The sequence below is a fragment of the Serratia symbiotica genome (assembly GCF_000821185.2).
In the GTDB taxonomy this organism is placed as follows: domain Bacteria; phylum Pseudomonadota; class Gammaproteobacteria; order Enterobacterales; family Enterobacteriaceae; genus Serratia; species Serratia symbiotica.
The window spans coordinates 3257359-3270330 of record NZ_CP050855.1; the positions used below are offsets into that span (position 1 = coordinate 3257359).

The 12972-nt window shown below is 52.6% G+C and carries 11 protein-coding genes and 1 pseudogene; 9 read left to right on the forward strand and 3 right to left on the reverse strand.

What is annotated here, in order from left to right:
- Positions 1 to 138: 138 nt before the first annotated feature.
- Positions 139 to 1284: an acetylornithine deacetylase gene (gene argE / locus SYMBAF_RS16080; RefSeq protein ID WP_040263971.1), complete on the reverse strand. Its 1146-nt coding sequence runs from the start codon at positions 1282 to 1284 to the stop codon at positions 139 to 141.
- A gap of 208 nt (positions 1285 to 1492) precedes the next feature.
- Between argE and argC the strand changes: the two genes are divergently transcribed.
- The 6 genes and pseudogenes from argC to oxyR all read left to right on the forward strand — a co-directional run bounded on the left by argC (position 1493) and on the right by oxyR (position 7962).
- Complete coding sequence (gene argC / locus SYMBAF_RS16085; protein WP_040263969.1) at positions 1493 to 2497, forward strand: N-acetyl-gamma-glutamyl-phosphate reductase; 1005 nt, start codon at positions 1493 to 1495, stop codon at positions 2495 to 2497.
- 18 nt (positions 2498 to 2515) lie between these two features.
- The gene (gene argB / locus SYMBAF_RS16090) at positions 2516 to 3289 is read left to right on the forward strand and encodes an acetylglutamate kinase (RefSeq protein ID WP_040264069.1); all 774 of its coding nucleotides are present in this window, start codon (positions 2516 to 2518) and stop codon (positions 3287 to 3289) included.
- Positions 3290 to 3314: 25 nt separating this feature from the next.
- Entirely contained in the window at positions 3315 to 4535 is a 1221-nt protein-coding gene (locus SYMBAF_RS16095; protein ID WP_006708271.1) for an argininosuccinate synthase, read from the forward strand.
- A 160-nt stretch (positions 4536 to 4695) separates the two neighbouring features.
- The gene (gene argH, locus SYMBAF_RS16100) at positions 4696 to 6069 is read left to right on the forward strand and encodes an argininosuccinate lyase (RefSeq protein ID WP_040263967.1); all 1374 of its coding nucleotides are present in this window, start codon (positions 4696 to 4698) and stop codon (positions 6067 to 6069) included.
- 531 nt (positions 6070 to 6600) lie between these two features.
- Positions 6601 to 6743, forward strand: a pseudogene (locus SYMBAF_RS18570) (hypothetical protein); the annotation flags it as partial.
- Between the two features lie 301 nt (positions 6744 to 7044).
- Positions 7045 to 7962 (forward strand): DNA-binding transcriptional regulator OxyR, encoded by a 918-nt coding sequence (gene oxyR, locus SYMBAF_RS16105; protein ID WP_006708269.1) that lies wholly within the window; start codon positions 7045 to 7047, stop codon positions 7960 to 7962.
- Here oxyR and sthA read toward each other — a convergent pair.
- The gene (gene sthA / locus SYMBAF_RS16110; RefSeq protein WP_040263964.1) at positions 7945 to 9342 is read right to left on the reverse strand and encodes a Si-specific NAD(P)(+) transhydrogenase; all 1398 of its coding nucleotides are present in this window, start codon (positions 9340 to 9342) and stop codon (positions 7945 to 7947) included. The genes oxyR and sthA overlap by 18 nt on opposite strands.
- A 217-nt stretch (positions 9343 to 9559) precedes the next feature.
- On the opposite strand from sthA, the gene fabR reads away from it, so the two are divergent.
- Together fabR and SYMBAF_RS16120 are read left to right on the forward strand one after the other, a co-directional pair.
- A complete protein-coding gene (gene fabR, locus SYMBAF_RS16115; RefSeq protein WP_040263962.1) occupies positions 9560 to 10192 on the forward strand; it encodes an HTH-type transcriptional repressor FabR in 633 nt (210 codons plus the stop codon).
- Positions 10193 to 10209: 17 nt separating this feature from the next.
- Positions 10210 to 10578: a YijD family membrane protein gene (locus SYMBAF_RS16120; protein ID WP_040263960.1), complete on the forward strand. Its 369-nt coding sequence runs from the start codon at positions 10210 to 10212 to the stop codon at positions 10576 to 10578.
- A 35-nt stretch (positions 10579 to 10613) separates the two neighbouring features.
- Here the strand turns inward: SYMBAF_RS16120 and trmA are convergent, their stop codons facing one another.
- Positions 10614 to 11717, reverse strand: coding sequence for a tRNA (uridine(54)-C5)-methyltransferase TrmA (gene trmA / locus SYMBAF_RS16125; RefSeq protein WP_040263958.1), 1104 nt, complete (start codon positions 11715 to 11717; stop codon positions 10614 to 10616).
- Positions 11718 to 11994: 277 nt separating this feature from the next.
- Here trmA and murI point away from each other — a divergent pair, with 277 nt between their 5' ends.
- Entirely contained in the window at positions 11995 to 12858 is an 864-nt protein-coding gene (gene murI, locus SYMBAF_RS16130) for a glutamate racemase (RefSeq protein WP_040263957.1), read from the forward strand.
- Positions 12859 to 12972: the final 114 nt, after the last annotated feature.

The window sequence follows — 12972 nt, forward strand, 5'->3', positions numbered from 1 at the left end:
AGCAAAAAAACATCAAAATCGGCATATTTTCTGAAATTCAATTACGGTGTTCCGGTGATCAGCCAGGCTTATTTCAGCCTTTTTATGCTTATTTGGCGATAGGGGGATCATACGATGATTCCCCTACTTACCCTAAATTTACTGATAGCAAAAATGATCTATCAACTGCCCCAGCAATGTACGGGTTGGCTCGATAAACCCTATATCAAGATATTCGTCCGGTTGATGTGCCTGATTGATGGAACCAGGGCCAAGTACCAATGTTGGGCACAATTGCTGAATGAACGGCGCTTCAGTGCAGTAGTTAATGGCCTGAATATGGGTGCCTAACAACTGCTCAATCACTGCCACCATGGGGTGATCGGTCGGGCATTCGTAGCCGGGAATTGAGGCGTGCAGTTCCTCGATGGTGAGGCGGCCTGGCCAACGCTGGCTGATCGGCTCTAGTGCCTGATGCACCAACTGGTTGATATTGTCGAGTGTCATGCCCGGCAGTGGGCGGATGTCCAGATGCAGCTCACAGCAAGCGCAGATACGATTGGCTGCATCACCGCCATTGATATAGCCAAAGTTCATGGTGGGATAAGGCACCGCAAAGGCTGGATTGTTGTAACGTTGTTGCAGCGTGTTGCGCAGCGCTATCAGTTGACCAATGGATCCGTGCATCAGATCGATCGCGTTGACACCGCGCGCCGGATCGCTGGAGTGGCCAGACTGGCCGACGATGCGAATGGCATTGGCGATATGGCCTTTGTGCGCGTGCACTGGTTGTAGTGAGGTCGGCTCGCCGATAATGGCAAAATCTGGGCGAATGGCAGTAGAAGCGGCGAAATAGCGTGCACCAGCCATCGTCGTTTCTTCATCTGCGGTGGCCAAAATGTACAGCGGCTTGGTCAGCTTGGCGGCGTTGATATCGCGCACCGCATCCAGAATAAAAGCGAAGAAGCCTTTCATGTCGGCGGTACCTAGGCCATACAGCTTGTTATCGTGTTCTGTCAGGGTAAAAGGATCGCGCGTCCAACGGCCTGCATCATAAGGCACCGTATCGGTGTGGCCGGCTAACAGCAGGCCACCGTGGCCTTCGCCGTAGCTGGCCAGCAGATTGAATTTATTGCGGGAGTCCGGCACTGGTTGTACGTTGACGTGAAAACCCAAATCGGCAAACCATCCAGCCAGTAAGTTGATTAATGCTTCATTACTTTGATCGAGGGCGCTGTCGATGGCGCTGATCGAAGGAGTGGCGATTAATGCCCGGTACAGCTCAATAAATGGCGGTAATTTCATCTTCACTGTTGACAGCCTTTGGTGAGGGTAGTATCAATATTCATGCAATTTTAATGAATAAAAATACATTAAATTAGGGCATAAGGAAACCCGGCACTCAGATGGTTATAAAAACATCAATGCTCGACTACTCTGTGGGTGAACTGCGCAACATCGCGGGTGCCCCCTTGAATACAACAAGACATTAGCCAAAAAGGTGAACAGCCCCATGTTGAATACGCTGATTGTTGGTGCCAGTGGTTATGCCGGAGCAGAGCTGACGGCTTACCTCAATCGCCACCCATGCATGAACATAACCGCTTTAGCGGTTTCAGCGCAAAGTGCAGATGCAGGAAAGTTGCTCTCCGATCTGCATCCTCAGTTGAAAGGCATTGTCGATCTCCCACTGCAGCCATTGGTTGATGTTGTGCAAGCGGCCAAAGGTATCGACGTGGTGTTCCTCGCCACCGCCCATGAAGTCAGTCACGATATCGCGCCAGTGTTTCTGGCGGCAGGCTGCGTGGTCTTCGATCTTTCCGCTGCCTTCCGTGTGCGCAACGCCAGTTTTTACCGCCAGTATTACGGTTTCGAACATCAGCACGACGATCTGCTGGATCAGGCGGTGTACGGTCTGGCGGAATGGCAGAGTGAACAGATCAAACAGGCGCAGTTGATCGCCGTGCCGGGTTGTTACCCAACGGCGGCTCAGTTGGCGCTAAAACCGCTCATTGATCAAGCGCTGCTAAACCTTGACCAATGGCCGGTGATCAACGCCACCAGTGGTGTCAGCGGTGCTGGTCGCAAAGCCAACATCACCACCAGCTTCTGCGAGATAAGCCTACAACCGTATGGCGTTTTCACCCATCGTCACCACCCAGAAATCGTCGCGCACCTGGGTGTACCGGTGATCTTCACGCCACATTTGGCTCACTTCCCGCGCGGTATTCTCGAAACCATTACCTGCCGTTTGAAGTCTGGCGTGGCTGTGCAGGATGTGGCCCGCGTCTATCACGCTGCCTATGATGGCAAACCGCTGGTGCGGCTGTACGACCAAGGCATGCCAGCGTTAAAAGCGGTGATCGGCCTGCCGTTTTGCGACATCGGCTTTGCAGTGCAGGGCGAGCACCTGATCGCCGCAGTGGCAGAAGACAACCTGCTGAAAGGCGCAGCCGCTCAGGCGGTGCAATGCCTGAATATCCGTTTCGGCTTCCCGGAAACCCAGTCACTCTTTTAAACCAGTATGAGTAAAACGATGAACCCGTTAATTATCAAATTAGGTGGCATGTTATTAGGCAGTGAAGAAGCACTGGATCGCCTGTTTACCGCGTTGGATAGCTACCTTCAGCAGCATCAACGCCCACTGATTATCGTGCACGGTGGTGGCTGCGTAGTGGATGATCTGATGAAACAGCTTTCCCTGCCCGTGGTGAAGAAAAATGGCCTGCGGGTGACCCCTGCCGATCAGATCGACATTATTACCGGCGCGTTGGCTGGCACCGCCAACAAAACACTGTTGGCGTGGGCGATAAAACAGCGGATTAATGCGGTTGGTCTAAGCCTAGCAGATGGCGGCAGCGTCACAGTGACCCAACTTGATGCGGCACTGGGCCATGTCGGCAATGTGCAGCCGGGTTCGCCAGCATTGCTCAATACCCTGCTGGATGCTGGCTATTTTCCAGTAATCAGCTCCATCGGCATTACCGCCGATGGGCAGTTAATGAATATAAACGCTGATCAAGCGGCAACGGCCCTGGCCGCCACGTTGGACGCGGATTTGATCCTGCTGTCGGATGTCAGCGGCATCCTTGATGGCAAAGGGCAGCGCATCACGCAAATAACCACGCAGAAAGCGGAACAACTGATTGCCCAGGGCATTATCACCGATGGTATGGTGGTGAAGGTGAATGCGGCGCTTGATGCTGCCCGCACCCTGGATCGGTCAGTGGATATTGCCAGTTGGCGTCATGCCGATCAGCTTCCTGCTCTGTTTAACGGCGTGCCCATTGGCACCCGGATCCTCGCTTAAATTTAGAATTAAAAAGGAATAGATCATGCAAAATCAAGGCATCAAAAAAATCGTTCTGGCGTACTCTGGCGGCTTAGATACCTCGGCCATCATTCCATGGCTGAAAGAAAATCATGGTGGTTGTGAAGTGGTGGCGTTTGTCGCAGACATCGGCCAGGAGCGCAGCGATCTGGAAGGCATAGAGCAAAAAGCCCTGCAATCCGGTGCCTCAGAGTGCTATGTGGTTGATCTAAGAGAAGAGTTTATCCGAGATTACGTTTACCCCGTGTTGCAGACCGGCGCGTTATATGAAGGTAGCTACCTGCTGGGTACCTCGATGGCGCGCCCAATCATCGCCAAAGCCCAAGTTGAATTAGCGCTGAAAGTCGGTGCCGATGCGCTGTGCCACGGCGCGACGGGTAAAGGCAACGACCAAGTGCGTTTCGAAACCACCTACACCGCGCTGGCACCGCAGTTGAAAGTAGTCGCACCTTGGCGTGAGTGGAACCTGCGTTCTCGCGAGGCGTTGCTGAATTACCTGAAAGAGCGCCGCATTCCAACCACAGCATCGCTGGAGAAAATCTACAGCCGTGATGAAAACGCCTGGCATATCTCGACGGAAGGCGGCGTATTGGAAAGCCCGTGGAACGCGCCGAATAAAGACTGCTGGGTGTGGACCGTAGACCCGCAGGAAGCACCGGATCAGCCGGAGCAGGTGACCGTCACCGTGGAAAAAGGCCGCGTAGTAGCAGTGAATGGCGAGCATCAATCCCCGTACAAGTGTCTGGAAACCCTGAACCTACTGGGCGCTAAACATGGCGTGGGCCGCATCGACATCGTGGAAAACCGTCTGGTGGGCATCAAATCCCGTGGCTGCTACGAAACCCCAGGCGGCACCATCATGGTAGCGGCGCTGCGCGGCGTTGAGCAACTGGTGCTGGATCGTGATAGTTTCAAATGGCGCGAGCAACTGGGGCTGGAAATGTCTTATGTGGTGTATGACGGCCGCTGGTTCGCCCCGTTGCGCCGTTCATTGCAGGCTTCTGCCGAGGCGCTGGCCAAAGAGGTCAACGGCGAAGTAGTGTTGCAATTATACAAAGGCCAAGTGACGGTGATCCAAAAGAAATCCACCAACAGCCTGTACTCTGAAGAGTTCGCCACCTTCGGTGAAGATGAGGTTTACGATCATCGCCACGCTGGTGGCTTTATCCGCCTATTCTCGTTGTCTTCCCGCATCCGTGCGTTGAACGAGAAAAAGAACAAATAACTTTTTAGCGTTGCCGCTAGGCGGCAAATGTGGGAAGCCTCAGGAGTTTACTTAAGTAAGTGAATGCATGGGGTAAGCGACGCAGCCAACAACGCTGCAACTTATAGGTAAGGGCGCAGCATGCTGCGCTTTTACACGCATAAAATTCAGGAATAAAAGTATGGCACTTTGGGGTGGACGGTTCACACAGGCGGCGGATCAACGGTTCAAACAATTAAACGATTCTCTGCGTTTCGATTATCGCCTGGCGGAGCAGGACATTATGAGTTCTGTGGCCTGGTCAAAAGCGCTGGTGACGGTCAAGGTGTTGACAGAGGCGGAGCAACAGCGGCTAGAGCAGGCGCTAGGCGTGCTAATGGCAGAGGTGCAGGCTGATCCGTCGGCGATCGTCAACAGCGATGCGGAAGACATTCACAGTTGGTTGGAGCAAAAGCTGATCGACAAAGTCGGCGATTTGGGTAAAAAACTGCATACTGGCCGTAGCCGTAATGATCAGGTAGCGACCGATCTAAAACTATGGTGCAAACAACAGGTCAGCCAACTGCATCATGGCATCGTGCACCTGCAACAGGTGCTGGTGGAAACAGCCGAAGCCCATCAGGACGCGGTGATGCCGGGTTACACCCATTTGCAACGCGCGCAGCCGGTGACTTTTGCCCACTGGTGCCTGGCCTATGTGGAGATGCTTGCACGTGACGCAAGCCGCCTACAAGACACCTTAAAACGCTTGGACGTTAGCCCGCTGGGCAGCGGTGCACTGGCTGGAACCGCCTACCCGATTGATCGTGAGCAGCTTGCTGGGTGGTTAGGCTTCGCCTCGGCGACCAGTAACAGCCTGGACAGTGTTTCCGATCGCGACCACGTGCTAGAGCTGCTGTCTAACGCTGCTATCAGCATGGTACACCTGTCGCGCTTTGCCGAAGATCTTATCTTTTTCAACAGTGGCGAAGCGGCTTTTGTGGAGCTGTCTGACCGCGTGACATCCGGCTCTTCGCTGATGCCGCAGAAGAAAAACCCGGATGCGCTGGAATTGATCCGTGGCAAATGTGGCCGGGTACAGGGTGCGTTGACCGGCATGATGATGACGCTGAAAGGCTTGCCGCTGGCGTATAACAAAGATATGCAGGAAGACAAAGAGGGGCTATTTGATGCGCTTGACACCTGGATGGACTGCCTACAAATGGCAGCGTTGGTGCTGGATGGTATTCAGGTGAAGCGACTGCGTTGTAAAGAAGCGGCGGAGCAGGGTTACGCCAACGCGACTGAACTGGCGGACTATTTGGTCGCCAAGGGTGTGCCGTTCCGTGAGGCGCACCATATTGTTGGTGAGGCGGTAATGGAAGCGATCCGTCAGGGCAAGGCGTTGGAAGCATTGCCGCTGGCCGATTTGCAAAAGTTCAGCATGGTAATCGGCGACGACGTATACCCGATCCTGGCGTTACAATCCTGTCTGGACAAGCGTGCCGCCAAAGGTGGAGTTGCTCCACAGCAGGTTGCCGCAGCGATTGCCGCAACGAAGCAGCGTTTGGTTTAAACTGTAGTGGATCACAAAATCAGGACTCCTGCGTAGTCTCTTTCCATTGATTTTCATACTCGCGGCGATAACTCGCCGTTGTGCTTGTGTAGATGCACCTGGTTGTATCCACTGTGCAGCCAGCACCGGATATCCTGTGAGGCGTGATGGAGAGCGCTATATCCCACGCCCGGTATCCATTCACTTTTCAGGCTTCGGAACACCCTTTTCATTGGGGAGTATTAGCCGTCTCTTGGTTTAAGGAACCTTCATCGTCACGTTCCAGATGCGCGATACCTGCTTTCAAAGGTGAGCGGGTATACCGCTTATTCAGCGTTGTCTTTCAGGTGGCGACAACTTTCTTTGTGGTCGCCTGAAGGCGTTTCGTAACCGAACGGTGAATCCGCGTTGTGTGATTAAAATAATGTAATTGTTGCTGTTCACTGTGAGAATACCGTTTTACCCTCTTTCACCTCAGGGGCGTTTTATTGAATGAGGTGAGAATGCGATAGCGGAGTTTTGTTAACAATGTGAGTTCGCCTGGCGCTTACTGAAGGTCTACTATGCGTGGGGTCATTTAACGGGGTCAGTGCCACGCGAGAAGAGAAGTATCAACGGTGCGACACGTCGATGGTGTATCGTGGCGAAAGTTAAAGGGGGAAATCAAAACGATTTATAACAGCCATACGGGGTGAGTCCCTTAAATGTGTTGCAGGGGCTTTGGCGTCACTTTTTAATCCGTTGCGAATATCGATGCGATCACAGTGCTGGTATTGTCTTTTACTGCGATAGCTCAGGAGATTATGTCACCGTAATCGGCAGTAATGATTATGGTATGGAAAATAACGTGTGGAACATTAACTAATCTTATGATTATCAAAATAATTTTTTATCTTTTAGCACTGTATCAATTTATTAAGACTAGTGCTTGATAGTTCTAATCACTCATTGATATCTTATTTATTGCCATCAATTATCATGGATTGGAGGGATACAATGAATATTCGTGATTTAGAGTACTTGGTCGCTTTGGCTGAGCATCGGCACTTCCGCCGTGCCGCCGATTCATGCCATGTCAGCCAGCCCACGCTCAGCGGACAAACCCGCAAACTTGAAGACGAGCTGGGCGTGATGCTGCTCGAACGTACCAGCCGCAAAGTGTTGTTTACCCAAGCAGGCTTGTTGCTAGTGGAACAGGCGCGTACCGTGCTACGTGAAGTCAAAGTCTTGAAAGAGATGGCCAGCCAGCAAGGCGAAGCTATGTCTGGGCCGCTGCATATCGGCCTGATCCCGACTGTGGGGCCTTATCTGCTGCCACAAATCATCCCAATGTTACATAACACTTTTCCCAAGCTGGAAATGTATCTGCACGAAGCACAAACTCAGTCGCTGCTGGCTCAACTCGATAGCGGCAAGCTGGACTGTGCCATTCTGGCGCAGGTGAAGGAAACGGAAGCCTTTATCGAAGTACCGCTGTTTGATGAACCGATGAAGCTGGCGATATATTCTGACCACCCCTGGTCGCAGCGTGAGCGTGTGGCGATGCCAGATTTGGCGGGAGAGAAATTACTGATGTTAGAAGATGGCCACTGTCTACGCGATCAGGCAATGGGCTTTTGTTTTCAGGCAGGTGCGGACGAGGATACCCACTTTCGTGCCACCAGCCTGGAAACGCTGCGCAATATGGTCGCGGCTGGCAGCGGCATCACATTGCTGCCTTTGCTGGCCGTGCCGCCGCAGCGGGAGCGTGATGGTATCTGCTATCTGGACTGCTACAAACCTGAACCGAAGCGCACCATTGCCTTGGTGTACCGCCCCGGTTCCCCGTTGCGCAGCCGTTATGAACAATTGGCTGAGGCGATCCGCGAACACATGCAGAACTACATCAGCAACGGGTCAAAACAGGCGGTTTAAGCCGTTTAGCGCGGCGACTCGGTAGGCTTCGGCCATGGTTGGATAGTTGAAGGTAGTATTAACGAAATATTCGAGAGTATTGCCTTCACCTTTCTGTTCCATGATCGCTTGGCCGATGTGGATGATCTCTGCCGCACGTTCGCCAAAGCAGTGGATACCAAGGATTTCCAGGGTGTCACGATGGAACAGGATCTTCAGGCAGCCAACGTTCATCCCGGCGATTTGTGCGCGTGCCAGATGTTTGAACTGGGCACGGCCCACTTCGTATGGCACCTTCATTGCCGTCAGTTCTTGCTCTGTTTTGCCGACGGAGCTAATTTCCGGAATGGTATAGATACCGGTTGGAATGTCTTCGATCAAATGGCCTTTGGTTTCGCTGGCAGTGATGGCCCGCGCGGCAATGCGACCCTGATCGTAGGCGGCTGATGCCAGACTTGGGTAGCCGATCACATCACCTACCGCATAAACATGCGGCAGTGTGGTTTGGTATATGCTGTTCACTTTCAGCAGGCTGCGGCTGTCAGGCTCCAAACCGATGTTTTCCAACCCTAATGAATCGGTATTTCCAGTACGGCCATTGGCGTAAAGCAAGCAGTCCGCCTTCACTTTCTTGCCTGATTTCAGGTGAATAATCACGCCGTCTTCAGTGCCTTCGATCTGCTCGAACTCTTCGTTGTGGCGGATAACGACACCGTTGTTCCAGAGATGATAAGACAGGGAATCCGACATTTCCTGATCGAGGAACGCCAGCAGGCGATCACGGGTGTTGATCAGATCCACCTTGACATTCAAGCCCCGGAAAATCGAAGCGTACTCGCAGCCGATGACCCCGGCACCGTAAATAATCACATGGCGCGGTTCGTGGTGCAGCTCAAGGATCGAGTCGCTGTCGTAAATACGCGGGTGGTTAAAATTGACGTTCGCCGGATGGTAAGGGCGCGAGCCGCAGGCGAGCACGATATGGTCGGCACGGATGGTGTCTTGGGTGCCGTCTATATAACTGACGCTGACAGTGTTAGCATCGATAAAGCGTGCCTCGCCGACGAACAGCTTACATTGATTGCGGTCATAGAAGCTCTGGCGCATAAGGGTTTGCTGATTAATGACGTTGTCGGCGTGGCGTAGAATGTCAGGGAATGTCACGCTGAGCGTGCGTGAGTTGTTGTAAAGCGGGTTCTGGTTGAACTCGATAATGCGGCTGACGGCGTGGCGGAGGGCTTTGGATGGGATAGTGCCCCAATGGGTACATCCACCGCCGACGTTATTGTAGCGTTCGATAACAGCTACACGGGTGCCCTGTTTCACTAGCCCCATAGCGGCACCTTCACCACCAGGGCCAGAACCAATTACAATGGCATCAAATTGATAGTGTTGTTGCATGCAGGAAAGCCCTATTTTTATACAAAATCATAACGGTATCCTAACATCATAGCGTTATATGACCCAATCACCATCAGGCTTTTTGGGGCAGAACATAGTCGGTTTAGGCCGGAACTGTGATTGAGCGCATTAGTCTAATGCTGTTGCAATAAAATTTGCTTTATTGCCGAGTTTAAGGCGTTAGACTGATGGAATGTAACTTACTCTGGATATGCATATGGGCGTCAGAGCACAACAAAAAGAGCGGACGCGTCGATCTCTGATCGAAGCCGCATTCAGTCAATTGAGCGCCGAACGTAGCTTTGCCAGCCTAAGCCTGCGGGAAGTTTCACGCGAAGCGGGGATCGCGCCTACCTCGTTCTATCGCCACTTCCGTGATGTGGATGAGTTAGGACTGACCATGGTCGATGAGAGTGGCCTGATGTTGCGTCAGTTGATGCGTCAGGCGCGCCAGCGCATCGCCAAGGGCGGCAGCGTGATCCGTACTTCCGTCTCCACCTTTATGGAGTTTATCGGCGACAACCCTAATGCATTTCGCTTGCTGCTGCGTGAACGTTCTGGCACCTCCTCTGCATTTCGTGCGGCGGTAGCGCGAGAGATCCAGCATTTTATCGCCGAACTGGCGGATTATCTTGAGCTGGAAAACCACATGCCGCGCAGCTTTACCGAAGCGCAGGCGGAAGCCATGGTGACTATCGTGTTCAGCGCGGGCGCAGAAGCGCTGGATATTGATCTTGAACAACGGCGACAGTTGGAAGAACGGTTAGTGCTGCAATTGCGGATGATTTCCAAAGGTGCTTATTACTGGTATCGCCGTGAGCAAGAAAAAGCTCCTGTGTTCCACGTGTAAATAAAAAGGTAAAAGTGATGGAAAAACCCGACCGTGAGAATGGCACCTTACTGCTAACGTTGATTGTCGGCTTTTCGATCAACGGTTCGTTCGCCGCCTTGTTCAGCTCGGTGGTGCCGTTTTCAGTCTTCCCGATAATTGCACTGTTGCTGGCAGTTTACTGCCTGCATCAACTTTATCTGAATCGCGCCATGCTAGATGGCACGCCGAAGCTGGCCGCTGCTTGTTTCCTGCTGGGGTTGCTGCTGTACAGTGTCATCATGCGTGTGGAGCACCCGCAAATTGGCTCCAATTTCTTGCCGTCTATCCTCTGCGTGGCGCTGGTGTTTTGGATAGGGTTCAAACTTAAGGCGCGCAAGGCGCTGAATGAAAATGCCCAAGAGTGATAAATCAGGGGTGCCGCATTGGCACCTCGGTTATATTAGCTGCGTTTTTCCAGCAGTACGCCGCATTCCATATGGTGGGTATACGGGAATTGGTCGAACAGCGCCAGGCGGCTGATCTGGTGTGTTTCCTGCAACGTTGCCAGATTGGCGCACAGTGTTTTCGGATTGCATGAGATATACAAAATGTGCGGATAAGCCTGCACCATTTTTATCGTATCGTCATCCAGCCCGCTGCGCGGCGGATCGACAAAAATCGTCTCGCAGTTGTAGCCGCTCAGATCGATGCCCTTTAGCCGGTTAAACTCGCGCACTCCATTCATCGCCTGCGTAAAGTCTTCCGCCGCCATACGGATAATTTGCACGTTGTCAATGTGGTTAGCCGAGATGTTGTACTGCGCCGCTGCAACGGAAGGCTTGGCTATCTCGGTAGCCAATACCCGTTCGAAGTTGCGTGCCAACGCCAGCGAGAAGTTACCGTTGCCGCAGTACAGTTCCAGCAGATCGCCTTTTGAATCTGCGGTTACCTTCAACGCCCACTCCAGCATTTGTACGTTTATCGCCGCATTGGGCTGGGTGAAGCTATTTTCCACCTGGCGGTAGATTATATCGCGGCCAGCGATTGGCAGAACTTCGTCCACAAAGTCTTGATCGAGCATGATTTTCATCTTCGATGCGCGGCCAATCAGTTGCAGGTCAAAACCCTGGGCGCGCAGATCGTCGCGCAGCTGTTCGGCGTTTCGCTGCCAGGCTTCGTCCAGCTTGCGGTGATACAACAGCGAAGCGATGATTTTGCCGCTTTGCGTCGACAGATAATCGATCTGGAACAGCTTATGGCGCAGCACCGGGTTCGGCTTGATGGCAGCAATCAGCGCGCCCATCAGGCGGTTGATCAACTTGCTGGCAGCGGGGAACTGATCGACGCGCAAGCGCTGCTTAGTCTGCTGATCGAACATGATGTGGTACATCTCATCTGCATCATGCCAGATACGGAATTCGGCGCGCATGCGGTAATGGTTCACTGGTGAGTGGAACACCTCCGGTTCGGGTGCCATGAACGGTGCCAGCAATGTCTTTAGCCGGGTGGTTTTCTCCGCCAGTTGATCATCGTAACGTTCAATCGGCAAATTATCGGGCGTCATGATTTTCTTCTCGTCGAGCAAAGTTGATCAGCGGGGATTGTAGGGAATCAACCAATGAAGTCCAGTTTTGTTGCGTTTATTCTGTATGAGACTGTGTGGAGTCATCGCCCCGGGCCGGTTGCTTCCTTGCTGGCACCAACTTCCGGCGTCACTCGTAACGATTGAGAACTCGGCGGCGTTAGCCTATAGGATGTCGCAGTTTGGTATCTGGTCACATCTCATCTGATAGTTCGTGGTAGAATTGCCAACCTGTTTGATAAAAATCATGAGACGGCTTATGGCTACGTTACGCCAGGCAGGGAATACTACCTCACAGGAAGCGATACTTTCTAGCAGTACCACAACTCCCCGCCCGACTGTGCTGGTATTTGACTCTGGCGTTGGTGGGTTGTCGGTGTATCAGGAGGTTCGGCAACTGCTGCCTGATCTCCACTATATATATACCTTTGATAACGTGGCGTTCCCTTATGGCGAGAAATCTGAAGAGTTTATTGTTGAACGTGTGCTGGAGATTACCAGCGCGGTGCAACAACGCCATCCTATGGTAATGGTGATTATCGCCTGTAATACCGCCAGTACCATTTCCCTATCGGCATTGCGCAAACGCTTCAGTTTCCCGGTTGTGGGTGTTGTGCCTGCCATCAAACCCGCCGCCCGTCTTACCGCCAACGGTATCGTTGGCTTGCTGGCCACGCGAGGCACTGTTCAACGCAGTTATACCCACGAATTGATCGCCCGCTTCGCTACTGACTGCAAAATCGAACTGCTGGGTTCTTCTGAATTGGTGGAATTGGCGGAAGCTAAGCTGCATGGTGAAACCGTACCGCTGGTAACGTTGAAGAAGATCCTGCATCCGTGGCTGAAGATGAGCGAGCCGCCGGATACCGTAGTGCTGGGTTGTACCCATTTCCCATTATTAGCAGAAGAACTGACACTTGTACTGCCTGAAGGTACCCGGCTGGTGGATTCCGGTGCCGCTATTGCCCGTCGCACCGCCTGGCTTATTTCGACGCAGGAAAATTTATTATCGACTCAAGAAGACAATCTGGCGTATTGCATGGCACTAGATGAAAATACGGATGCTTTATTGCCCATTTTACAGAGATATGGTTTCAAAACATTGGAGGCACTGCCGCTTTAGCAGGTTTTTGGTTAAACATTAAACGGTTGATGAAATTTTAAAAAATACCTGTTGCGGGCTGCCGAGAACGCCCTATAATGCGCCCCCACTGGCCCGGTATTTCGGCAGATACGC

Coding starts and splice junctions, on each gene's coding strand:
- argB (WP_040264069.1), top strand. CDS start 2,516: ATGAACCCGTTAATTATCAAATTAGGTGGCATGTTATTAGGCAGTGAA.
- trmA (WP_040263958.1), bottom strand. CDS start 11,717: ATGACGCCCGATAATTTGCCGATTGAACGTTACGATGATCAACTGGCG.
- fabR (WP_040263962.1), top strand. CDS start 9,560: ATGGGCGTCAGAGCACAACAAAAAGAGCGGACGCGTCGATCTCTGATC.
- SYMBAF_RS16120 (WP_040263960.1), top strand. CDS start 10,210: ATGGAAAAACCCGACCGTGAGAATGGCACCTTACTGCTAACGTTGATT.
- sthA (WP_040263964.1), bottom strand. CDS start 9,342: ATGCAACAACACTATCAATTTGATGCCATTGTAATTGGTTCTGGCCCT.
- SYMBAF_RS16095 (WP_006708271.1), top strand. CDS start 3,315: ATGCAAAATCAAGGCATCAAAAAAATCGTTCTGGCGTACTCTGGCGGC.
- argH (WP_040263967.1), top strand. CDS start 4,696: ATGGCACTTTGGGGTGGACGGTTCACACAGGCGGCGGATCAACGGTTC.
- murI (WP_040263957.1), top strand. CDS start 11,995: ATGGCTACGTTACGCCAGGCAGGGAATACTACCTCACAGGAAGCGATA.
- oxyR (WP_006708269.1), top strand. CDS start 7,045: ATGAATATTCGTGATTTAGAGTACTTGGTCGCTTTGGCTGAGCATCGG.
- argC (WP_040263969.1), top strand. CDS start 1,493: ATGTTGAATACGCTGATTGTTGGTGCCAGTGGTTATGCCGGAGCAGAG.
- argE (WP_040263971.1), bottom strand. CDS start 1,284: ATGAAATTACCGCCATTTATTGAGCTGTACCGGGCATTAATCGCCACT.